The organism is Dactylosporangium sp. NPDC048998 (assembly GCF_043197855.1).
Classification (GTDB): Bacteria; Actinomycetota; Actinomycetes; order Mycobacteriales; family Micromonosporaceae; genus Dactylosporangium.
Genome location: NZ_JBICTV010000002.1, coordinates 681061 through 703747, shown reverse-complemented (window position 1 = coordinate 703747; position 22687 = coordinate 681061). Strand labels below are relative to the sequence as shown.

Sequence of the window (22687 nt, the reverse complement as noted above, 5' to 3'; positions counted from 1 at the left end):
GTCCCATTCCGAACCCGGAAGCTAAGCCCTCCAGCGCCGATGGTACTGCACCCGAGAGAGTGTGGGAGAGTAGGACGCCGCCGGACAATCTTTCGCTCAGGGGCTCACCATTTCGGTGAGCCCCTGAAGCATTTTCTGGCCTTTTCTGACCTGGAGAACAGGACGTGCCGCCCCCGCGCCGGCGAACTCATCGGTCGGTGACGCGATGCCGCTCCAGGTGGGCCATCACCGCCTGGTTGGCCTCCCAGCCGTCCGGGAACTTCACGACCTCGTTCAGGTACATGCGGCCGGTCGACGGGTGGGCGTCCAGCAGCTCCGCGATGCCCGCCCGCGCCACCGCGATGCAGGCGTGCCGATGGCGGGACGTGAGCACGCACAGGCGGCCGGCCTCCAGGTGGAACGCCGTGGCGTCGCGGCGGCCGGAGAGCGGGTGCCACACGATCGTCACGTCGTACTCGCGGCCCTGCAGGCGGTTCGCCGTGTCGACCGTGATGCCGGAGTCCGGCGGGAGGTGCTGGCGTACCGCCGCGGCCTGGTCGCGATGCGCGGTGCCGATCGCGATCCGGTCGGCCGTGACGTCGGCGCCCGCCGGCGACTTCTCCGACACGGCGACGGCGCCGCGCTCCAGCAGGCGCAGGGCCAGCGCGGCGCAGGCCCCGGCCACCTCCGCGTCCGTGCGCATGCTGTGCCGGGCCGGGAGCTCGTGCAGCGCCCAGCCCGTCGCGGCCGCGGTCGACAGGGTGGCGTCGAGCGGGGACCGGCCGAAGGCGTGCGTGGTGAACGTGAGCGAACGGTCGGCCGGGCCGGTGCCGGACGTGAAGCCGGTGAAGGGGTAGAACGCCTCCGAGACGACCGGGGCGGCGGTGGCCGGCAGGCGCCACGAGACCGGGAGGCGATGGACCGGTACACCGGGATTGTGACGCAGCAGGACCGCCACCGCGCTCAGCTGGGGGTCCCAGGACAGGCCCGCCCAGCGCTCGGTTTCGACCGTCGAGAACGGGTCCAGCTGGCCGGGGTCGCCGACGAACAGGGTGCGGTCGAAGCGGCCGGCGATCTGGAGCAGGGCGTCGGAGCGCATCTGGTACGCCTCGTCGACGATCGCCCACGGCCAGGAGCCGTCGGTCAGGGTGGCCCACTTCGCGGAGGTGCCGACGATGACGCGCGAGCCGGCCAGGCCGGCGACCGCCGTGTCGACCGTGACGTTGCGGTGGCCGGAGATCCGGGCGACCGGGACGTAGCCCTGCTTCGAGAGGCGGCCGATCGGGAGGCCGGGGGCGGAGCGGGCCAGGTTGGCGATGAGGTCGTCGACCTGCTCGTTGGTCTGAGCGACGACCGCCAGCGGCTCGCCGGACTCGGCGATGTGCCGGGCCGCCCGGACGACCAGGGTCGACTTGCCGGCGCCCGGCGGGGAGTCGACCACCACGCCGGGGGCCGGGCCGTCCTGCAGGTCCGACATGACGTCCGGGAACACGTCCGGGAATACATCGATGACGGTCACGACCAGGCCTCCACGGCGTCCTCCTCGGTGGGCACGGGCGGCGCGGGCGGGCCGCCGTGGGTCCAGGGGGTGTCCCCGGCCTCGGGGAAGTTGCCCGACGCCTGGAAGGCGTTGGACACCGTGCTGTACGTGATCCGCTCCCCGACCGACGGGACGCTGCCCGGCGCCGGGGTGAGCGCCCGGCCCATGCCGCCGTTGAGCTCCAGTTCCACGTCCAGGGCGCCGTCGCCGGCCGGCGTGATGGAGAGGATCTCCGCCTTCTGCGAAGCACGAGCCGGCGACTGTACTTCCACGCCGACGGCGAGCCGCAAAGGATCCTGCGTGCGTACCGTGACGTGCGGCCGGAGCTTGCGGCGCGGGCCGGTGGCGTCGAGCCGGTCGGGCTCGGCGGCCACGACATCGCCGGCGAAGGCCTCGCCGGTCAGCCGGTACTCGGCCATGACCAGCGGATCGTCCAGCGCGCGCTGGGCGTCGAAGCGGGCCTGGGCGCGCTCCAGCCGGTTCAGGCGCCTGGCGGCGGCCACCGCGCTGTCCCGGCGGGGCTGCGGGAGCGGGTTCTCGCCGGTCACGTGGGCGACGTAGCCGGTGTACGCGTCGCGGTCGTCGGCCCAGCGCTCCACGACGCTGGCGCCCGGTGCGAGCCGCTCCAGCAGCGCGACGCCCCGCCACATGAGGTGCCAGGTCGGCTCGAGCTGGCCGCGCAGCGCGGACTCCAGCATGTCGAGGGCCACCTCGCGGGCGATGGAGTTGCCGTCGGTACGCGCGTATCGCTCGATGGCGGGCGCCAGTCGTTCGGCGTCGAACGTGGGGTCGGTGGCCGGGCCGGCCGGGGGCCAGCGGTCCGGGTCCTCGGCGTCCAGGGCGGCGTCGAACGGCGATTGTCCCGCGGGCGGGTCCAGCCACGCCAGCAGGGCGGCCAGGTTGGCGTCCTCGACGGCGCTCTGGCCCGTGGCCCAGTGCGCGCCGAGGACCGAGGTCATGGCGAGCATCAGCGACGAGCCCGGGTGCTCGGCGCGCTCGGCGAAAAACGTCAGCCACTTGCCGAACAGCGGCACGACCGGGGGGACGGCGTACTCGCCGTACGTGCGGCGGAGGCGGGTCGAGCGGCCGAAGAGGCGCACGAAGCCGATGCCGCCGGGGTTGGGCACGAGGAGCTGGGGCGCGTCGGTGAAGCGTCGCCGGCCGCGCGCGTCCTCCTGGTGGCGGGCGAAGCTGTCCACATAGGACATGAACCGGCGGCCGAGATCGGCGGCGAACCGGAAGCGCTGGTCGCGGTTGCGCGGCTGGGGGACGACGAAGAGCCTCGGCGCGTCCTCGCGGTCGCCGACCAGCGCGGCCAGCGGGGCGTTGGCCTCGCCGGCGAGGGCGAGCGGGATGAATACCAGGGGCCGGGTGCTGATGTGGGTGTGCCGGACCGTGGTGAGCGGCTGCGCGGCCTCGTGGCGGACCGCGAGCGCCCTGGCCAGGGAGGTCAGCGAGGTCACGCCGGGACCTCGACGGACTCGCCGCGCAATCGGAGGGCTGCCCGCAGTACCGCCGCGGCCTCGATCTGCTCGGGGGCGGGGGTCAGCCGGCCGGCGGCCAGGCCGAGCACGGCGTCGATCCACTCCACGCTGCCCAGGTCCTCGCTGACCGAGCGGCCGAGCGCGTGGGTGGTGCCGAGGGCTTCGCGGCGGCAGAAGTACGACATCTCGCACATCGACAGGCATTCGGGCGAGTACCGCGCGGGGATGTGCTCGATCGCGACGCACAGCTCGCCGACGGGGCGGGTCGGGACGCCGTCGCGGTCGGGGGCGAGGTCGAACGTGAGGTCCGGGTCCAGCGTCGCGAGCAGCTCGTCGATGCGGGTCATGCGGTTGAGCTGGCGGTTGAGGACGGTCAGCTGGCGGCGCACGTCGAGCTTCGTGGCGACGGCGTGGTTGGAGAAGTTCTCCGGGCAGACCAGCACGACCTCGTGGGAGACGCGGGACGGGTCGTGGCCGAGCTCGGCGAGCAGGCGGCGCAGCGCCACGACGTACACCGCGGACTGGACGGCGGCGGAGGCCACCTTGCCGCCGTCGGCCTGGCCATCGATCACGGCAAACGACTTGATCTCGATGACGTAGAAGGTGCCCTGGTACTGGAAGGCGATGAGGTCGGGCTCCAGGAAGACCTGCCGGCCGCCGACGGGCAGGCGCAGCAGCGGGTGGTCGAACAGCGTGCCCGAGTCGTCGGCGTGCTGCGCGGCGTTGCCGAGGACCCGCCGGGCGAGCGCGTGGCGGACCTCCTGGCTCTCGTTGCCGCCGGCGTCCTCGAGATCGTGGTACGCCACCTCCGGGATCTTCAGGTCGAGCACCTCGCGCAGCATCCGGAGCAGCTCGGCGCAGCCGTTGGCCTTGACCTGCGCGGTGAACGCCTGCGTGCGGGTGATCGCGAACGGCGACTGGCCGTACGGCGGCGGGAAGCCCACGCGGGCGGCGACCGCGCGCTTGTCGACGCCGGCGGCGTCCATGACGGCGCGGCGGGCGCAGCCGGGGTTGGTGGTCAGCGCGGCGATCGTGCGCGCGTTGTGCGCCAGCGGCGGAACCGGGCCGCGCAGGTGTTCGAGCTGCTGTTCGGTGCTGTTCACGATGCTCTTCCTTCGCGGGGGAAGACGGAACTCAGGAGTCGGTGCCGGCGGCCACGGCTCGCAGCGGGTTGCCGAAGAGCTGCCCGGCGTCGTCGAGCTGGGCGCGGGCCCGGGCGGCGGCCGCTTCGCGGTGCGACCGGTCGGCCGGTTCGTGGGTCTGCAGTTCGGCCCGCGCGGCGCGGATGACGGTGTCGGGCTTGGCGGAGCCGATGCCGTCGGCGGCGCCGGGGATGTTCTCCGCGAACAGCCACAGTAGGCGCGCGGTGGCGCGGTCGGTATCGGGCAGCCGGTCGACGTGTTCCGCGATGCTGACGGCGGCGGTGAGGAAGTCGACCCGCGGGCTCAGGGCGCCGACGATGCGCCGTTCGAGGGGCCAGGTGGAGATCGCGAGCAGGCCGCGGCCCGGCGCGAGGCGGTCGGCGGTCAGGGCGGCGCACAGATAGTACGGCCGGGAGAACGGCGAAGCCCTGAACGAGCGCTCCTCGTCGCGCCGGAGGCTCGTCAGCTTGGCGCTGTTGATGTCCCCGCCGAAGCAGGCGTTGTACACCTGGGCGATCAGCTTCGGCGCGGCCGGGACGGTGAGCAGGGTCAGCGCCCCGTGGACCTGTTCTCGCAGGGGTAGCAGCGAGCCGCCCTCGCGGGGCGCGGGGATCGCCGCGGGAGCGTCCGGGGCGAGCGACTCGACGGCCTCGTCCCAGGCATCCTCCAGCGCACGGAGCCGCGCCCGCAGGGCTCGGGCCCGCGGCCGGTCGCCGGCGGCCATCGCCCGCCGGACCTCGGCCCGCAGCGCCTCGATCTGCGGCTCCAGCTCCTCAGCGCTGTCTGCCATGATGCGACCCTACGTCCTCCAGTAAATTCCAGCAATCCCCACCTCGACCCAGGGATGCTGTTGCACGCCTCCAGTATTCTCCAGTAAGTTCCGGTAATCGCCAGGCGTCCGGTTTTCACTTCCCGAAGGGTCGGATCACCATGCCGCTCTACCTGCACCCCGTCCTGCTGTCCGACCTGTCCGGCGAGACCGGGATCGTGGTCGTCGCCTTGGTGAACGAGCCCCTGCTCGAGACCCCGGCCGAGGCGCCGGCCCCGACCGGCTGGGCCCTGCTGACCGACCGCGAGCGCGCGGTGGCCCGGCTGGCCGGCCAGGCCCTCACCAACCAGCAGATCGCCCGCCGGCTCGACATCTCCACGCACACGGTGAACTACCACCTGCGCCAGATCTTCCGGAAGCTGGCCATCAGCTCCCGGGTGAGCCTGGCGCCCTACGCCGACGGGGCCAGCTCGGCCCCCGCCGTCCGGAAGTCGGCCTGACCACTCCGTCAGTGCAATCATTGCTCCATGCAAGAGGGCAGCAGCGAGGCCGCCGTGCAGGCGTTGATGCGCGCCAGCCGGGCGTTCGTCGGGCTCACCGCCCGCGCGCTCGCCGCGGTGGAAGGGGAGGTCACGCTCCCGCAGTTCCGCACGCTCGTCGTGCTCGCCATGCGGGGGCCACAGCGCAGCGTCGACATCGCCGACGAGCTGCAGGTCAATCCCTCCACCGGGACCCGCATGCTCGACCGGCTGGTGCGCAAGGGGCTGGTGCGGCGCACGCGGTCCCCGGAGGACCGGCGGGTGGTCCGGATCCGGCTCACCCAGGCCGGGCGCAACATCGTCGAGCAGGTCATGGCGCGCCGGCGGGCCGAGCTCGAGCGCATCGTGGCCGCCACCGCGGACCTGTGGCGGACCGCGGTCACCGAGGCACTCACCGCGTTCGCCGAGGCGGCCGGGGAGCTGGACGAGCACGACTGGTGGCTCGGCTGGACCACCCACGGCGACGCCGGCGAGGTGGGAGTGACCCTTGCATAGTGCAATAATGGTCATATGCACTATTTCTCGTGAACCGAACACGAGGAGGGGCTCATGGATCGCGATGGACATCATCACGTGCCCCGCATCGACGACACCGTCACCGCGAAGACCCTGCACGAGCGGGCGGAGGCGGTCGCGGTTCCCGACTTCCACTTCCTCGACCAGCCGATTCAGGCGATCCTCGAGGGGCTGACCCGGCACCACCGCAGGGAGCCGGGCGAACGCCGGCGGACATGATCGTCGCGATGCCGGGTCCGACCCGGCATCGCCCGTTCGCGCGCGCCGGGTCGTCGAGCCCGGTGTTTGTTCAGCAGGGTGTCGTCAGAAGGCGGAGTTGTCGCTGATCAGGAAGCCGGTGTCGACCCGGTTCCCCGAGTTGTCGGAGCAGGACACGTCGCGGACCACGGTGTCCGGGGCCGGGTGGGTCCAGAACGTGAGCAGGCTGCAGAACTCTGATCCCGTGCCGGTCGCGGTCACCTGGATCGTGTCGGGCGTGACGCCGAGCTTCGGGAAGGTCACGAGGTAAAGCCCGACGCCGGCGGACGCCAGCGTGTTGACGCCCGAGCCCAGCTGCGAGTTGAAGTTCGTCGACGGCGGCCCGAGCGGCGGGGCGTTCCAGAGGTAGCCGAAGTACTTCGGCGGCCAGCCGGCGCCGTACAGCGACTGCTGATACTGGTACGTCAGCGTGAACCGGGTATCGACCGGCGAGCCCAGGGCGTCGAAGCAGAACACGTAGACGAGCTGGCCCGACGGGGCCGAGCTCCACTTGGCGACCTTGCACCGCGCCGGGGTCGAGGAGACCGCGGTGGCCTGGAGGCTGCCGTCCACCGGGCCCGGGGTGCTCAGGTTCGGCATCTTCACCGCCCACTGGCCGGTCGCCAACGGGGACACCGAGTTGACGGCGCCCGCCGAGTTGAACTGGCTGACCAGCGCGCCGGTGGGCAGGGCGTCGACGTAGCCGAAGCGGCCGTTGATCGCGGGCGTGGGCGGGGAGCTGCTCTCGAAGATCGCCGTGAACGCCGTGTAGTCGGGGGTGCCGCCGGCCTTGTAGCAGTCGACGTACACGAGTTCGTCGGCGCCGGACGGGCCCCAGGTGTTGGCCTGGCACCAGTGCGGCGAGTCGTTGATCGCGGTCACGTGGACCACGCCCCGCGCGGCGGCGGAGCCGGGGAACGTGATGCGATACCGCCCGGGCGCCCCGATCACGACCGTCGTGGCCGCGGGAACGGTGCCGGTGGCGACGGTGGCGGAGCCGTTCCACAGCACGAAGGCGAACCTGTCCGGCAGGGCCGCGCCAGCAGGGGCGGCCGCTCCCAGTGCGCCGGCGGCGAGCGCCAGCAGAAGAGTGGCCAGTCTGGCCATTGGTCTCGTCATGAATTTCATAGAAGCATGCCGATGTATCAGCGAGTGTCGGCAACGCTACACAGCGGGGCTGGCTGCCCGCTGCGCTGCCGGAATGAGTCGGGCAAAGGGCCGACGCGGTCGATCGATGTCCCGGCGTACGGTCGGGAACCGTGACATCGGGGGTCTGGTGGTGGGCCGAGCCGCCGCGCGGTCAGGCCAGCTTCCTTGCCGACGCCGATCCCGCGCTGCTGAGCGTGGGGCTCGACCCCCTGCCGGCGGACGCCCCGGCGATCGTCCGGTTCCGCCCGCCGCCCGGGCTCCGGGTCGGGCAGTACGTCACCGCGTTCCTCGACGCCCTGGACGAGGCGGCGGTGAACCTGTTTCCGGGCTGGCTCCCCGGCGCCGAACGGCTGGACGGGCCGTCCGGACTGGGCATTGCGGCCGTTCGTGCTCTCGCCGCCCGGACGGCCGCGCGGACGGATCACTTCGGTCCGTTCCTCGCCGCGGCCGCCGAGCGGTCGCTGCGCATCCGCGGCGGCCTCCCTCCGGCCGACGCGCCGCGCTTCCCCGCCGAGGTCCGCGCGCGCGGCTTGGGCGGCATCCTGGCCGACGCCTATCGCCGTGCCGCCGTCGCGGTACTGCTGGACGTCCCCGCGGGCCTCACGCCCGACGGCGAGCAGGCGCTCGTCGGCGCCGCGGCGTGGCTCGCCGAACACGGACGATTCACCGTCTGGCTGGCCGGCCCGCCGCTGCCGAGCGTCGATCGCATCCCGACAGTCCGGATCACCCTCCCCGCCCACCTGACCCGGCTCGCTGCGGAGGCCGGGCCGGAGCCCGAGCCTACCGGCGATCTGGGCCCGCCGCTGCTCACCTATCCGCCGCTGTCCGGCACGCCGCGTGCCGACAGCGCGGCCGAGCAGGCGCTGGAGCGAGCGCTCGCGCCCCACGAGTGGGCCCGCGGGCGCCGGTGGAACGAGGAGCTCGAGTGGCACGTGCTCGGCAAGGCGTACCGCCTGGACCTGTTCTGGCCGGCCGACGGCCTCGTGGTCGAGGTCGACGGCGACGACCATCGCGAGCGGTGGAAGTACGCCGACGACCGCCGCCGCGATGCCCAGCTGCAACTGCTCGGCCACGACGTCCTGCGCTTCACCAACGACCAGGTCCTCGCCGATCCGTTTGCCGCGGCGCTGACGATCAGGGACCTCCTGCTGCTGCGGCGTACCCCTCTCTCACAGAAATGAGGCCCAATGCCCTCCGACGACATCCCGAGCCTCACTCCGAACCAGATCCTGGCGCTGGTGGTCCTCATGTCCGAGGCGCGCGAGCTGAACAACAACGAGCTCAAGGAGCTGGCCGGCTTCGCGCTCACCGGCACGGACAACGCGAAGCTCGAAACGAAGCTCGGCCTCGTGGCGACCGACCGGTCCCACCGGCCGTACTCCCACCAGCTCACTGACCGGGGCTGGCGGGTGATGCGCGACCTGCACACCATCGAACCGCCGAAGGCCGGCAAGTCGGCGTCACGCACCCTGCTGACGCTGCTGGGGAACATCCATCGGTCGCTGGAGCAGCTGCAGGCCACGCACGGCGTGAAGCTCAGTCAGGGCGAGTTCTTCCGGCAACAACCCGGGGAGAGCGTCGAGTTCTCCGGGCCGCAGCCCGGGGAGAGCGCAGAAGCCCGGATCCGCACGGCGTATGCCGCCTTGGCCGCGCGGCCGGGCGACTGGGTCGGCCTCGCCGACCTTCGGGACAAGCTCGCCGACCTGGACCGGGCGGCGGTGGACGAGGCCCTGATCGGGCTGCTCGACCGGGACGACGTCCGCATCATCCCGGTCGCCAACACCAAGGCGTTGAGGCGCCGGGACGTCGAGGCCGCCCTGGAGATCGGCGGCGAGGCCAATCACACCTTGTCGATCGGCCGGCCGTGATCAGCACAGCGGTACGCACCGCACTGGAGGAGCTGCACCTCAACCCTGCACCGACGCCCAACGACATCTGGCACGCGTCGCCCCATGACGTGCCCGAGCTGCACGAGCGCTCGGTCCGGGAGATCCTCAGCGGGGTCGGCCGGGCGCGCCGCAGCGACACGACCCAGCCGCTCGGCGTGGCCCTCCAGGGCCGCGCCGGCTCCGGCAAGACTCACCTGCTCGGCGCGGTGCGCGACACGATCCAGCGGGCCGAAGGCGGGGGCTACTTCTTCCTGGTCAACATGATCAACGGCCGGACCTTCTGGGAGAGCACCGTCCAGGGCATCATCGGCGGCCTGAAACGCGACGCGATCGGGTGGGGCACCCAGCTCAAGACCTTCCTGCGACGGCTCACCGCGCAGCTGGGCATCCCGGCCGACGTCCGCGACGCGATCGCCGGCGACACCCCGCTGACCCGCGAACACCTGGACACGTTCATCACCGCGCTGCGCCGCTTCGACGACGCCGCCGGCCGCGAGTGCCAGGACACCGCCCGCGCGCTGGTGCTCTACGGCTCGCTCGACTTCGACCACCAGGACATCGGGCAGGCCCACCTCATCTCCGAGCCGACCGAGCCGTCGGACCGCACGGAGTGGGGCTTCACCGCGACCGCGCGCACACCGCAGGAGGTCGTGGGCGACATCTCCCGCCTGATCGCCCTGACCCTCAGCCCGAGCGTGATCGCGATCGACCAGCTCGACACGCTCTTCGCCCAGTCCACCACCGCCTTCTTCGACCGCGCCGCCGGACTGGAGCCGGACCAGGCCGCGGTCGTCGGGCCGGTCGCCGACGGGCTGCTGACCCTGCGCGACGTCACCCAGCGCACGCTGGTCGTGATGTCCTGCCTGCCGGACACCTGGGAGCTGCTGAAGAGGAGCGCCCCCGGCCCGGTGATCGAGCGCTTCCGGGAGACGGTCCTGCCCGACCGGATCGACAGCGCCGAGATCGCCCGCGCGATCGTGGCGAAGCGCCTGGCGGCCGCATACACCGCGTACCACGTGTCGGTGGACTACGACACCTGGCCGATCCGGCCCGAGGCGTTCGACGAGGCCCGCCGCTTCACCCCGCGGGCGCTGCTGCGTCGGGTCGACGAACATCTGCGCCGCTGTCTCGACAACGACGAGATGGTCGAGCTGCGTCGCTTCGACGAGCCGGCGCCACCGCCGAAGGACACAGCGACCGGCGGCGACGACCTGCGCCCGCTCGACGCGATATTCGCGGAACTCGTCGCGGCGGCCGACGTCTCCGGGGCGCTGGACCGGCACACCGAGGACATCGAAATGCCGCAGCTGCTCGCCGCGGGCATCAGCGCGTGGATCGGGGAGCAGGCGCCGACCGGGGTCGTGTACAAGCAGGATCCGCAGCCAGGCGCGAACCCCGCGCTGCACGGACGGCTCATCCAGGTGCTCGACGAGGCGACCGAGAACGAGGCGCACTGGGGGCTGCGCGCCATCGCCCACCCCAACCCCCGTGCGGCGACCGCCCGGATCAAGAACGCGTGCGTGATGGCCGGCCTCGACCGCGCCGTCCCACAGCGACGGCTGGTCCTGCTGCGCAAGGACGACTGGCCGACGGGCGCGAGGACCAGGGAGACGGTGGAGGCGTTCCTGGCGGCCGGCGGCATCTGGCACCAGATCGCCGACGCCGACCTCAGGGTGTTCGACGCGCTGCGGCGCATGCAGGCGGTGCCCCACGCCCTGTTCGGCGAGTGGCTGGTGTCCCGGAGGCCGGCGAGCGGCACCCGGCTGTTCCGCGAGGTGTTCGGCCCGCCGGGCACCCCGGCGGAGCCCCCACGGCCGCCGAAGCCGCAGGACCCGAGCCCATCGACGGTGACGCTGCGGGACCCGGGCCGGTCGGCGCCGATTTCGCAGGACTCGAGCCGGTCGACGGTGACGCCGCAGGACCCGAGTCGAGCCGACGGGGACGGCCGGATCATCCGCCTCGGGCGGATGATCCAGGACGAGGCGCCGTTCGTCGTCGACCTGGAGTCGCTCCGGCGGCACACCGTCATCTTCGCCGGCTCCGGCTCCGGCAAGACCGTGCTCATCCGCCGCCTGGTCGAGGAGTGCGCCCGGCAGGGTGTCTCGGCGATCGTGCTCGACCCCAACAACGACCTGGCCCGGCTCGGTGACCCATGGCCCGAGCCGCCGTCCGGCTGGGGGCCCGGTGACGACGAGCGTGCCCTCGACTACCTCGAACACACCGACGTCGTCGTGTGGACACCCGGCGTCGGCGGCGGCCGGCCGCTGAGCTTCCAGCCGCTGCCGGACTTCGCCCCGGTTCGCGACTCGCCGGACGAGTTCGCCCAGGCGGTGCGCGCGGCGGTGGAGGCGCTCGCGCCGCGGGCTGGCGTCAGCGGCACCACGAAGCTCGCCGTGCAGGGCAAGGCGGTGCTCACCGAGGCACTGGAGGCGTACGCTCGCGGCAACAAGGTCGGACTGGAAGGCTTCGCCGACTTCCTGGCCGACCTGCCCGACGACGTGAGCCGGATGAGCCGGGCCGGCAAGCTCGCCCACGATCTGGCCGAGACCCTCAAGGCCGCGATGGTCAACGATCCGCTGTTCGGCGGCAAGGGAGCGTCGGCCGATCCCGCGGTACTGCTGACGCCACCCCCGGGCAAGCGCGCCCGGGTCTCGGTCATCAGCCTCATCGGCCTCATGTCCGACGAGGAGAAGCAGGGCTTCGTCAACCAACTGCAGATGGCGCTGTTCACCTGGCTCAAGCGCAACCCGGCTGGCGACCGCCCGCTCGGTGGCCTGTTCATCATGGACGAGGCCCAGACCCTGGCCCCGTCGACCGGCACGACCTCCTCGACCGCGAGCACGATCATGCTGGCGTCGCAGGCCCGCAAGTACGGCCTTGGCCTGGTCTTCGCCACGCAGGCGCCGAAGGGCCTGCACAACCAGATCTCGGGCAACGCCACGACCCAGTTCTTCGGCCTGCTGAACTCGCCGGCCCAGATCGACGCCGCGCGCGAGCTGGCGCAGGCCAAGGGCGGCAAGCTGCCCGACATCGGCCTGCTGGGCAGCGGCCAGTTCTACGCGGCGGGCGAGGGCTTCTCGTTCGTGAAGGTCCGCACGCCGCTGTGCCTGACCCACCACCCGAAGGCCCCGCTGTCCCCGGAGGAGGTTCTCGACCGGGCCCGCCGGTGAGGTGGAGATAACTCCACCCCGGCTGGGTATTCAGCGCCAGTCCGTTGAGCGGGGCGGATTCGTAGCATCAAGAGCATGCGACAGGCGCTCGAGATTTGTGGATTGGGTAAGCGGTTCGGGGACAAGGTTGCCGTGGACGGCATCGACCTTGCCGTTCCGCAAGGGTCCTTCTTCGGGCTCGTCGGGCAGAACGGGGCCGGCAAGACCACCACGCTCGCCATGGCGGTCGGGCTGCTGCGGCCCGACCGCGGTACCGCCCGGATTTTCGGGGCGGACGTCTGGGCGGATCCGCGGCGCGCCAAGGCGCTCGTCGGGGTGCTGCCCGACGGGCTGGCCATGCCGGAGCGGTTGACCGGGCGCGAGGTGCTGACCTACCTGGGGCTGCTCCGCGGGCTGCCGAAGGACGTGGTGGCCGAGCGGGCGGCGGAACTGCTCACCGTGTTGGAGCTCGACGACGCCGGCTCGACGCTCGTCATCGAGTACTCGACCGGCATGCGCAAGAAGATCGGGCTCGCCACGGCGCTGCTGCACGCGCCGCGGCTGCTGGTGCTCGACGAGCCGTTCGAGGCCGTGGACCCGGTGTCGGCGGCGGCGATCAAGACGATGCTGCGCGGGTTTGTCGCCGGGGGCGGCTCGGTCGTGCTGTCCAGTCACGTGATGGCGCTGGTGGAGCAGCTGTGCGACCACGTGGCCGTGGTCGACAAGGGCAAGGTCGTGGCGGCCGGGGCGCTGGACGAGGTGCGCGGCGCGCGGTCGCTGGAGGAGACGTTCGTCGGGCTGGTCGGCGGGGAGCGGACCGCGGTGAAGGGGGAGCTGTCGTGGCTGTCGCGGTGACCATGGCGCGGATGAAGATCGCGGTGCTGCGTCACGCGTACCGCGGGCAGCGGGCGCAGACGGCCGGCACCGGCGCGGCGCTCGGGGCGCTGCTCGCGGCCGGGACGGTGTACCTCGCGTTCGCCGGCCCGGACCTGCTGGCCGCCGCGTACGCGGTCTGGCTGCTCGGCTGGGCGCTCGGCCCGGTGTTCGTGGGCGGCGGCGACGAGACGCTGCGGCCGGAGTACTTCACGCTGCTCGGCCTGCCGCCCCGGCGGCTCGCGGCCGGCCTGCTGGCGGCCGCGTTCGTCGGCATCGCGCCGCTGGTCAGCCTGGGCGCGCTGCTCGGGCTGCTTGTCACCGGCGCGCGGCTCGGCGTCGTGCACGCGCTGGTGGCCCTGCCCGCGATGGGGCTGCAGCTGGCCGTGTTCGTCCTGCTGTCGAAGGTCACCGTGGCCGTGGTCGGCCTGGCGCTGCGCACGCGGCCCGGGGCGATCGCCGCCGGCCTGCTCAACGGGGCGATCGTGGCGGCGCTGGGGCAGATCTGGGTCTTCATGGTCGCCTTCGGGGAGACCGGCACGCCCGCCGCCGTGCGCTACCTGCCTTCGGCCTGGGGGTTGCTCGCCGTACAGGGGCAATGGTGGGCGCTGGCGGCGCTGGCCGCGCTGGTGCTGCTGCTCCTGGGGGCGTGGGCGGCGCTGCTCGGCCGGCGGGCCGGGGCGACCCGGGTGTCCGGGCGTGGCCGGCGGCCGATCGGCGCCGCCACCGCCACGGGCGCCGTTGTCGCCAAGGAGCTGCGCACCTGGTCGCGCGACCTGGTGCGGAACCACTATCTGGCGTTCGCGCTGTCGTACGGCGTCACCTTCGCGGCCAGCCCGTTGATCATCGGCTGGGACGGCATGCTGCCCTACGCGGGACCGATCTTCGTCGTCATGGCGGCGGCCATGGCCGCCAACCTGTACGGCGCGGACGGCACCGCGCTGTGGCTGGCGATGATGACGCCGGGCGCGAGCGACGTGCGCGGCCGGCAGCTGGCGTGGCTGTCGACGCAGGGCGTGATCGCGGTCGCGCTGACGGTCGGGTTCACCGCGATCACCGGCGGCCCGTGGCCATTGGTGCTGGCGCTGCTGGCGGCCCTGCTCGGCGGCGCGGCCGGGCTGGTGCCCCTGGTGTCGGTGTACGCGCTGGTGCCCGGCACCGATCCGCACCGCCGGGCCGGCAACCCGCTGCGGACCAGTGAGGACGACGGCGGGCTGACCGGGCTGGCGTACCTGATGCTCGCGCTCGTCGTCGTCACCGGCGTGCCCGCGGGCCTGGTGGCGATCCGGCTCGGCTGGGCGGGCGTGGCCGTCGGCGTGGTCACCGGCGGGCTGTGCTTCTGGGGCTTCGGGCGGCTGGCCGAGCGGCGGCTGCGCTCGCACGGCCCGGAGTTGCTGGACACCATGCGGACCGGCCGCAAGCCCACCGGTAGGGCGACGGTCGCGTCCCGCTTCGAGGGGCTGAGCCGGACGCGGCGATCCGTCGCCGGCTGGTGCTTCGGCTTCGGCGCCATCCCGCTGGTACCGCAGGGCATCCTCGCCGCCGTCTTCGTCGCCAACGGGATGCTGCGCCACTCCTGGTTCCTGGCCACGTACATGCCGCCCGGGTGGCGCTACCCGGTCGCCGCCGGCTTCATCCTGCTCGGCCTGGCCATGTACGGCACCGCGCTGTGGATCGTCCGCCCGGCCGGGACGCGCCGGCTCACCTGAGCTCGTCGAGGCCGGCCGTCGGTACCGCGATCCAGCCCTCGACCCGGGCGACCGGCAGCTGCTCGGGCCCCGGGCGGGTCGCCTTGCCGACGGCGGCGGCGCGGGCGGTCAGGGCGGCGATCACCGCGTCGAACGCGTCGTGGCTGGCGCGCATCAGCGGCTCGTGCCCGCCGAGGTCGAGCCACTCGTGTGCCCTCAGGGCGTCGACCAGCGCGTCGTGGCGGCCCTTGTAGCCGCGGTGGGCCAGGCCCCAGCGGTGCAGGGACGCGGCCGGGTACGCCTCCACGATCAGGCCCGCGCCGGCGCGGTCCACGTCCGCCCCGGCGCCGGCGAGCATGGCCAGCAGCGCGGCGCAGCGCATCGCGGCGTGGGCCAGGCGGTCGGCCGAGACGCTCAGCGGGATCAGGCCGAAGGTCGCGCGGACCACCTCGTCCGTCGTGCGGTACACCATCGCCCGGCGCCACGCGGCGCCGCCGCCGGGCGGCGGGAGGTCGGTCGCGTGGCCCTCGCGGTGGGCGGCGAGCATCCGGGTGAACGGCTCCGGCCAGCCCAGCGCGCAGTCGATACCGGCCTTGTCGGAGCCCAGGACCGCGTCGACGATCTCGGCGTCGGACACGCCCAGCCTGAGGTCGCGCAGGACGGCGCGGCCGCCGGTCCAGGCGATGGACGCCACGGCGGTGCGCTCGTCGGCCGCGGCGAGGTCGACGCCGGCGGTGAGCATCCGGTGTCAGCTGTGCCGGAGCGAGGCGTTCACGGTGTAGGTGGCCACGTCCGGACGGTACGCCAGCTCCAGGCTGCCGTCCGGGCCGAGGTGCATGGTCATGATGCCGGTCGGGGTGCAGCGGCCCGAGGTGATGGCCTCCTGCGCGCGGATCACGCCGCCGTTGGCCGACAGGACCGTCACCGTGCCCTGGCAGCCGGCGTCGGGGTAGCGGACCTGGGCGATCTTCGAGCCGGCCGTGATGTCCATTGGACGTGCCGAAGTCGATGCCCAGCCGGTGCCCGCCAGTCATGCTGCCGACCCGACGGGTAGCCACCCGCCAGGTGGCATGCTCCGCACGGACCGTCCCGCCGAGCCGAACATCCCATGCGGTCCGCTTGTCCGGCTGAAAGTTTCAGCGATATGTGTCGATGTGACCGTAACAATCCGGATGCCCGTTGGCGGTGTTTCGAAACCTCCATAGCTTCGCGCGGAAAAGCGCTTTCCTATCGGTCGGAGCGGTATGGAGGTACACATGCGATCCAGTCCCACGCGGCGGCGGGTGCGCTTGGCGCTCGCCGCCGCGTCCGGCGCCGCGGTCGTCGCGGGGGTGACGCTGGTCGCCGCCACGTCCGCGTCCGCGGCCACCGTCGACACCGGCGCCACCTACGTCATCGTCAACCGCAACAGCGGCAAGGTCATCGACGTCTATAACTGGGCCGCGAACGACGGCGCGCCGATCAACCAATGGACCCGCAACGACCAGACCGTCCAGCAGTGGAAGTTCGTCGACGCCGGCAGCGGATACTACAAGATCAAGTCTGTCATGTCCGGCAAGGTCCTCGAACTGCCCAACGCGGTCGACGGCACCCAACTGGTGCAGAACGCCGACAGTGGCGCGACCACCCAGCACTTCCGCCTGCAGGACTCGTCCGGCGGGTACGTCCGGTTCGTCAACCGCCACAGCAACAAGGTCCTCGACGTCTGGAACTGGTCGACCGCCGACGGGGCGATGATCGCCGGGTACCAGAACCTCGACGGCGCCAACCAGCAGTGGCAGTTGGTCAAGCTCGGCTCCAGCGGCGGCGGGAGCACGCCGACCGCGGGCACCCCGACCGCGGCTACCCCGACCGGGAGCTGGCCCACCGCCACGGGCTCGGTCTCGGTCAGCGCCACGATCAAGGTCAGCGGCACGCTCGACGGCGGGCTCAAGCGGTACTGCTGCATCGGCGACGGCAGCCAGAGCGAGAGCCAGCCCGCGATGTTCGAGCTCGCCGACGGCGCCACGATCAAGAACGTCATCATCGGCTCCCCGGCCGGCGACGGCGTGCACTGCCTCGGCCGCTGCACGATCCAGAACGTGTGGTGGGAGGACGTGGGCGAGGACGCGGCCACCTTCCTCGCCACCAACGGCGACTCGTACGTCATCGGCGGCGGCGCCCGGTCGGCCAGCGACAAGGTCTTCCAGCACAACGGCTCGGGCACGGTGCACATCAGCGGCTTCTACGCCAAGACCATCGGCAAGCTGTACCGGGCCTGCGGCAACTGCACCAACTCGTACCAGCGCCACGTGACGGTCGACAACGTGCTGCTCGACAGCGCGAAGTACGTCGTCGGCATCAACACCAACTGGGGCGACACCGCCACCCTCACCCGGGTGACGCTGGTCAACTCCTCCAGTGCGCACGTCTGCGCCGAGTACAAGGGCGTCGCGAAGGGCAGCGAGCCCACCTACCTCGGCGACGGGATGGGCGACGGCTACTGCAACTTCAAGTCCTCCGACATCACCTACCGGTGAGCACGGCCGCGACCCGCGGGGACCGCCACCCCCGCGGGTCGCGGGCCCGCTACAGCTCGGCGAGGAAGCGCAGGTCGCGCCAGTCGCCGCGGGACCTGGCCACGCCCGCCGGCCAGGCGCCGTGGACCGTCTCGGCGCGCGGGTCGGCGCCGGCCGCGAGCAGACGGCGGACCAGCTCGGGGTCGCCGCCGTTCATGACCGCGGCGTACAGCGGGGTGCGCTCGATCCGGTCCCGCACGTCGACCTCCAGGCCGGCGGCCAGCAGCGGCCCGAGCGCGCGCTCGTGGTCGAGCCACATGACCATGTGCAGCAGCGACCAGCCGTTGCCGGTGCGCATCCGCGGGTCGATGGTGCCGTCGGCCAGGCCGGTCAGCAGGAACTCGGTGTCGCCGTGCTGCAGGCGGTGGACGACCTCGCGGCGGTGGTCGCGCAGGGCGCGCGGGAGGCGGCCAACGCCGGTGTGCCAGGCCTCCCGGACGGCGTAGCAGCCGCTGACGGCGCCGCCGAGCGAGTGCAGGGTCGCCTCGCGCAGCTGCTCGACCTCGTCGTGGTCGTGCAGTCGCAGTGTGCCGCCGGCGATGGAGAGGCGGTGCCACCCGTCGCGGCAGCGCGCCCGGAAATGTCCGAAAGATTGTGGTGATTCGGGCGCGACGGCGGCATTGCCGGCTTCGGGGAACAGGGCCGCGCGCATCAAGGGGTGCAGGTCGGAGGGGGACATGAGGCCGGCCGCGAGCAGGGCCAGGTCGGGCGGCACGGTGCCGGTGGGGATGCGGACCGGCACCTCGAGCCACTCGCTGGGGTCGGAGGCGTCCGCGGTGAGGGGGTCGGCGGCGTCCGCCGTCAGGTCCGGCACGTGCAGCGTCAGGTAGGCCCCGAACAGGGTCGCCACGCTGTCGACGCCGAACGCCCGCGCGGCCGCCCGGGCCTGCTCCGCCACGCCGAGCGGGCTGGTCGGGGCGGCCGACGGGCGCTGGAGGGCGGCCGGGTCGGTGAAGTTCAGGGTGATGCCGCACCGCCGCCACGCGGACTCGAAGTCGCCGTCCGACAACAGGGAGTACACCTGCGGCTCCGCCCACACCGAGCGTAGGCCCGCGGTCGCGCGGACGTCCCAGGTGTACCGCGGGGCGAGGTACCACCGCTCGTACTCCAGCTCGGCGAGCGTGGCGACCCCGAGCCGGACCCGCTGCGGGCCGGTCGGCGAGCGCGGCAGCCGGACCCGCAGCAGCGGCGCGGTGCCAGCGCCCGACTCCGGGGCGAGGACGGCGCTGACCAGGCCCTGCATCGTGGTCATCCCGCCGCGGTGCCGGGGCAGGTGCCACCACAGCAGATCGAGGCACAGGTGGCGCAGGTCGTCCTCGAGCGCGGCGGCGGCCTCGGCGCCGAAGCCGTCGCGGACCTTCGCGAGATCGACGTCGACGTCGACGGGCATGAGGGCCGCGGCGCCGCGCCAGTCGCCGGACGCGCGGGCCTCGGCCGCCGCGGCGACGAGGGCGGGCGACGGCATCCCGGCCCGGATCCGGCGCCACTGGGGCAGGTCGCGCTGCGGAAAGGGCAGGCCGGCCGGAATCGAACCGGCGTCCTCCAGCTTCGCAAGGTGGCGTGTCGACCTCTGCACTACGGCCTGCCGCGCACGAGGGTACCGGCGGGACGGGTGCGCATGCGCAGAAGGTATCGATCCCCCGCGGGTGACGCATCCCGGGGTCGGAGGGTTTGATTTGCCGACACTGCGTGATCAGGGCGAGGTGTAAAGTGGCCGGGTCTAGGTGGCCCGTCTGAAGAGGAACCAATGGTCGACGTTGCGCTGCTGCTGGGCGGCCCGTCCGAGGAGCGCGGAATCTCGCTCAACTCCGCACGCTCCGTAGCGGACCACCTGGAGGGCGGGGTCGTCGACCTCAAGGAGATCATCTTCTTCGACCGCCAGGCGCGGCCCTACGCGATCCCGCGCGGGTTGCTGTACTGCAACACCCCCTCCGACTTCGACTTCAAGCTCGCCCACGAGGGCCGGCCGCTGACCGACGACGAGCTGGTGGCCCGGCTGCGCAACGCCGACCTGGTGTTCCCGGTCATGCACGGCGCCTTCGGCGAGGACGGGCAGGTGCAGGCGCTGCTGGAGCGGGCCGGCGTGCCCTACGTCGGCACCGGCGCCGAGGCGTGCGCGACCGCCTTCGACAAGTACCGCGCGAAGCAGGCCCTCGACGCCCAGGGCATCGGCGCGGTGCCCTCGGTGCTCGTCGACGCGGAGATGTCCGACATCGAGGCGGAGCGGGTCGTCGCCGAGGCGTTCCCCGGGGTCGACAAGCTCGTGCTCAAGCCGGCCAAGGGCGGCTCCAGCATCGACGTGTTCGTCGCCCGCGACCGGGACGCCGCCGCCGACATCCTGCGTGCGCTGCGCAAGCGCCACGACCGCATCGTGATCCAGCCGCGGATGACCGGCGTCGAGGTCACCACGATCGTGCTCGACGGGCCCGACGGGCCGGTGGCGCTCATCCCGGTCGAGATCGAGCTGCACAACCGCGCCAACGACGACGAGATCTTCGACTACCGCCGCAAGTACCTGGCCAGCAACGACTCGCACTACCACTGCCCGCCGCCGCGCGACGACGCGACGATCGCCGCCATCCAGGGCACCGCCGAGGCCGTGTTCAGCGCGCTGGGGCTGCGCGACTTCGCCCGCATCGACGCCTGGCTGCAGCCGGACGGCTCGGTGCTCGTCTCCGACGTCAACCCGATCAGCGGCATGGAGCAGAACAGCTTCCTGTTCATCCAGGCCGCCCAGCTGGGCATGGCGCACGCCGACGTGCTGCGCGAGGTGCTGAAGGCGGCGGCCCGCCGGGTCGGGCTGGCGTTCCCCGAGATCGCCGATGCGGCCGCCCAGGGCGGGCAGCCGGTCGCGGTGCTGTTCGGCGGGGCCACCGCGGAGCGGCAGGTGTCCGTGCTCAGCGGCACCAACGTCTGGCTCAAGCTGGCCCGCTCCGAGCAGTACGCGCCGGTGCCCTACCTGCTCGCGCCCGACGGCTCGGTGTGGCAGGTGGCGTACTCCACCGCGCTGCGCCACTCGGTCGAGGAGATCGTCTACGCGTGCCGCGACGGGCTGCGCCTCGAGGAGCGCCGCAGCCGCCTCGCCGAGCGGATCATCGAGCGCCTGCGGCTGCCGGAGCGGGCCCGCAGCGTCTCCGTGGCCCCGCCCGTACAGCTGAGCATGGAGGAGTTCCTCGAGCGCCACGACCTGGTGTTCATCGCCCTGCACGGCGGCGCTGGCGAGAACGGCACCCTGCAGGAGCTCCTCGACCGGCACGGCATCCGCTACAACGGCTCCGGGCCCGAGGCGTCGCGGCTGTGCGCGGACAAGTACGAGACCGGCAAGGTCATCGCCACGCTGGAGAGCGAGGGCATCCACACCGCCCGCCGGATCCGCGTCGACGTGCCCGAGGTCGTCGACGCCGCCGCGGTCGAGACGCTCTGGCACGACATCATCACCGAGTGCACCGACACCCGCGTGGTCGTCAAGCCCCTCGACGACGGCTGCTCGGCCGGCATCGTGCCGCTGGGCAACGCCGCCGACCTGGGCCGCTACTTCGAGCTGATCAACGCCGGCGCCCGCCGGATCAAGGACGCCGGGTTCTCGCTGCTCAGCCCCGACCAGCTGGTCGAGATGCCGACGAGCCGCCCGCAGCACCTGCTCTTCGAGGACTACATCGACACCGACGACGTGCGGGTCGAGGACCACTCCGGCGCCGCCGAGCTGGTCTGGGGCCGCGACCGCGACACCGGCTGGATCGAGGTCACGGTCGGCGTCATCGGCCCCAAGGGCGCGATGGTCGCGATGAATCCGAGCATCACCGTGGCCAGCGCCGGGATCCTCAGCCTCGAGGAGAAGTTCATGGGCGGCACCGGCATCAACATCACGCCGCCGCCCGCGCCGCCGCTGGGCCGGGTCGAGCCGGGCGCCGTCGAGGCCGTCCGCGCCCGCATCGCGCGCACCGCGAACGTGCTGGGCATGGAGGGGTACGGGCGCATCGACGCCTTCATGCACAACAAGACCGGCGAGATCATCGTGATCGAGGCGAACTCGCTGCCCGGCCTCACCCCGGCGACGGTGTTTTACCACCAGGGCCTGGCCGAAGAGCCGCCGGTGCCGCCGCGGCAGATCCTCGAGCGCATCCTGGACCTTGCCACGCATTCGTGAGATCCATGCGGCCGCGGTCGACGTCCCCCTCACCGAGCCGTTCGCGATCGCCGGGGGAGCGCCCGCGGTCGCCCGCAACGTCTTCGTGCGGGTGATCTTCAACGACCCAGATAACCCGGACGACCGGACCGGCTACGGCGAGGCCGCGCCCTTCGAGGCCGTCTCGGGCGAGACGCAGGCCTCGACGCTGGCGGCGATCGCCCGGGTCACGCCGTCGCTGATCGGCCGGGAGGCCGGGGACTGGCGGGCGCTGCGCCCGTTGATGCCCGCCGAGCCGGCCGCGCGGTGCGCGCTGGAGCAGGCGCTGTGCGACGTGTCGCTTGGTTCAGGAATTCATCGGCTCAAAACGGACATCACCATCCCGGCCGGGTCGGTCGAGCACGCGGTGGCCGCCGCCCGCCGCGCCGCGGCCGCGGGCTTCGACACCGTCAAGATCAAGGCCGGTGCCGCGGGCTGGGAGACCGACGCCGCCCGGGTGCGCGCGATCCACGCCGCCGAGCCGGCGCTGCGGCTGATCGTGGACGCCAACTGCGGATACGACCTGCGCGAAGCGCGTGCGTTCCTGGGCGCGCTGCACGAGGTACAACTGGAGCTTTTTGAACAGCCGGTCCCAGCGGCCGCACTGGACGACCTGGCCGCCCTCACCGCGGACGCCGCGATCTGCGCCGACGAGTCCGTGCGCGGACCGGCGGACGCCAAGCGCGTCGCCGACCTCGGCGTGGCCGCCATCAACGTGAAGCTCATGAAGTGCGGCGTGGCCGACGCGCTGGAGGTGATCGCGATCGCCCGCGCCGCGCGCATCCCGTGCATGATCGGCGGCATGATCGAGACGCCGCTGTCGATGTCGTACTCGGCGGCGCTGGCCGCCGCGGAACCCGGGCTGTTCCGCTACGTCGACCTCGACACGCCCCTGTTCATGCCGCCCGGCGTGGTCGACGCCCCGCTCACCTACGACGGCCCGAACCTGACCCTGCGCCCCGGGCGCCCGGACGCGGCCCGCTGGTTTCCGTAAGAATCGGGGACGGGCG

Annotated in this window: 19 protein-coding genes, 1 tRNA gene and 1 rRNA gene; 12 read left to right on the top strand and 9 right to left on the bottom strand. The window is 72.7% G+C overall.

Annotated elements, in window-relative coordinates; all coding sequences use genetic code 11:
* A 5S ribosomal RNA gene (gene rrf, locus ACGFI8_RS07235) occupies positions 1-86 on the top strand; the annotation flags it as partial.
* Between the two features lie 101 nt (positions 87-187).
* Here the strand turns inward: rrf and ACGFI8_RS07230 are convergent.
* From ACGFI8_RS07230 to ACGFI8_RS07215, 4 genes are read right to left on the bottom strand one after another with little or no spacing between them, the layout of a single operon-like run.
* Positions 188-1456, bottom strand: a complete 1269-nt coding sequence (locus ACGFI8_RS07230; RefSeq protein ID WP_392801267.1) for an AAA family ATPase — start codon at positions 1454-1456, stop codon at positions 188-190.
* A 38-nt stretch (positions 1457-1494) separates the two neighbouring features.
* A complete protein-coding gene (locus ACGFI8_RS07225) occupies positions 1495-2982 on the bottom strand; it encodes a hypothetical protein (protein ID WP_392801144.1) in 1488 nt (495 codons plus the stop codon).
* Positions 2979-4106, bottom strand: a complete 1128-nt coding sequence (locus tag ACGFI8_RS07220) for a hypothetical protein (RefSeq protein ID WP_392801141.1) — start codon at positions 4104-4106, stop codon at positions 2979-2981. The genes ACGFI8_RS07225 and ACGFI8_RS07220 overlap by 4 nt, the downstream gene beginning before the upstream one ends.
* Before the next feature lie 31 nt (positions 4107-4137).
* Entirely contained in the window at positions 4138-4935 is a 798-nt protein-coding gene (locus ACGFI8_RS07215) for a hypothetical protein (RefSeq protein WP_392801139.1), read from the bottom strand.
* Positions 4936-5075: 140 nt separating this feature from the next.
* On the opposite strand from ACGFI8_RS07215, the gene ACGFI8_RS07210 reads away from it, so the two are divergent.
* The 3 genes from ACGFI8_RS07210 to ACGFI8_RS07200 are packed head-to-tail and all read left to right on the top strand — an operon-like array spanning position 5076 to position 6188.
* Positions 5076-5414 (top strand): helix-turn-helix transcriptional regulator, encoded by a 339-nt coding sequence (locus tag ACGFI8_RS07210; protein WP_392801136.1) that lies wholly within the window; start codon positions 5076-5078, stop codon positions 5412-5414.
* Between the two features lie 27 nt (positions 5415-5441).
* Positions 5442-5948: a MarR family winged helix-turn-helix transcriptional regulator gene (locus tag ACGFI8_RS07205; RefSeq protein WP_392801133.1), complete on the top strand. Its 507-nt coding sequence runs from the start codon at positions 5442-5444 to the stop codon at positions 5946-5948.
* Between the two features lie 54 nt (positions 5949-6002).
* On the top strand, positions 6003-6188 hold the full coding sequence (locus ACGFI8_RS07200; protein ID WP_392801130.1) for a hypothetical protein: 186 nt from the start codon (positions 6003-6005) through the stop codon (positions 6186-6188).
* Positions 6189-6272: 84 nt separating this feature from the next.
* On the opposite strand, the gene ACGFI8_RS07195 is transcribed toward ACGFI8_RS07200, so the two are convergent.
* Positions 6273-7325, bottom strand: coding sequence for a hypothetical protein (locus ACGFI8_RS07195; protein ID WP_392801127.1), 1053 nt, complete (start codon positions 7323-7325; stop codon positions 6273-6275).
* A gap of 140 nt (positions 7326-7465) precedes the next feature.
* Between ACGFI8_RS07195 and ACGFI8_RS07190 the strand changes: the two genes are divergently transcribed.
* The 5 genes from ACGFI8_RS07190 (at position 7466) to ACGFI8_RS07170 (ending at position 14975) form a co-directional block, all read left to right on the top strand.
* The gene (locus tag ACGFI8_RS07190) at positions 7466-8536 is read left to right on the top strand and encodes an endonuclease domain-containing protein (RefSeq protein WP_392801124.1); all 1071 of its coding nucleotides are present in this window, start codon (positions 7466-7468) and stop codon (positions 8534-8536) included.
* Between the two features lie 6 nt (positions 8537-8542).
* On the top strand, positions 8543-9223 hold the full coding sequence (locus tag ACGFI8_RS07185; protein ID WP_392801121.1) for a hypothetical protein: 681 nt from the start codon (positions 8543-8545) through the stop codon (positions 9221-9223).
* The gene (locus tag ACGFI8_RS07180) at positions 9220-12414 is read left to right on the top strand and encodes an ATP-binding protein (protein WP_392801118.1); all 3195 of its coding nucleotides are present in this window, start codon (positions 9220-9222) and stop codon (positions 12412-12414) included. Before ACGFI8_RS07185 ends, ACGFI8_RS07180 begins: the two co-directional genes overlap by 4 nt.
* A 75-nt stretch (positions 12415-12489) precedes the next feature.
* Entirely contained in the window at positions 12490-13248 is a 759-nt protein-coding gene (locus ACGFI8_RS07175; protein WP_392801117.1) for an ABC transporter ATP-binding protein, read from the top strand.
* On the top strand, positions 13233-14975 hold the full coding sequence (locus tag ACGFI8_RS07170; protein ID WP_392801115.1) for a hypothetical protein: 1743 nt from the start codon (positions 13233-13235) through the stop codon (positions 14973-14975). Before ACGFI8_RS07175 ends, ACGFI8_RS07170 begins: the two co-directional genes overlap by 16 nt.
* Here the strand turns inward: ACGFI8_RS07170 and ACGFI8_RS07165 are convergent.
* Both ACGFI8_RS07165 and ACGFI8_RS07160 read right to left on the bottom strand, forming a co-directional pair.
* Positions 14968-15696 (bottom strand): DUF429 domain-containing protein, encoded by a 729-nt coding sequence (locus ACGFI8_RS07165; RefSeq protein WP_392801113.1) that lies wholly within the window; start codon positions 15694-15696, stop codon positions 14968-14970. The genes ACGFI8_RS07170 and ACGFI8_RS07165 overlap by 8 nt on opposite strands.
* 6 nt (positions 15697-15702) lie before the next feature.
* Positions 15703-15945, bottom strand: coding sequence for a hypothetical protein (locus tag ACGFI8_RS07160; protein ID WP_392801110.1), 243 nt, complete (start codon positions 15943-15945; stop codon positions 15703-15705).
* 265 nt (positions 15946-16210) lie between these two features.
* Here ACGFI8_RS07160 and ACGFI8_RS07155 point away from each other — a divergent pair, with 265 nt between their 5' ends.
* The gene (locus ACGFI8_RS07155; protein ID WP_392801108.1) at positions 16211-17473 is read left to right on the top strand and encodes a pectate lyase; all 1263 of its coding nucleotides are present in this window, start codon (positions 16211-16213) and stop codon (positions 17471-17473) included.
* A gap of 49 nt (positions 17474-17522) precedes the next feature.
* Here ACGFI8_RS07155 and ACGFI8_RS07150 read toward each other — a convergent pair whose 3' ends face one another.
* Both ACGFI8_RS07150 and ACGFI8_RS07145 read right to left on the bottom strand, forming a co-directional pair.
* The gene (locus ACGFI8_RS07150; protein WP_392801105.1) at positions 17523-18977 is read right to left on the bottom strand and encodes an ankyrin repeat domain-containing protein; all 1455 of its coding nucleotides are present in this window, start codon (positions 18975-18977) and stop codon (positions 17523-17525) included.
* A gap of 47 nt (positions 18978-19024) precedes the next feature.
* Positions 19025-19097: transfer RNA gene (locus ACGFI8_RS07145), tRNA-Arg, on the bottom strand.
* Positions 19098-19259: 162 nt separating this feature from the next.
* Here ACGFI8_RS07145 and ACGFI8_RS07140 point away from each other — a divergent pair.
* Together ACGFI8_RS07140 and ACGFI8_RS07135 are read left to right on the top strand one after the other, a co-directional pair.
* On the top strand, positions 19260-21659 hold the full coding sequence (locus ACGFI8_RS07140; RefSeq protein ID WP_392801103.1) for a hypothetical protein: 2400 nt from the start codon (positions 19260-19262) through the stop codon (positions 21657-21659).
* A complete protein-coding gene (locus ACGFI8_RS07135; protein ID WP_392801101.1) occupies positions 21643-22671 on the top strand; it encodes a dipeptide epimerase in 1029 nt (342 codons plus the stop codon). The genes ACGFI8_RS07140 and ACGFI8_RS07135 overlap by 17 nt, the downstream gene beginning before the upstream one ends.
* The last annotated feature ends 16 nt before the right edge of the window (positions 22672-22687 follow it).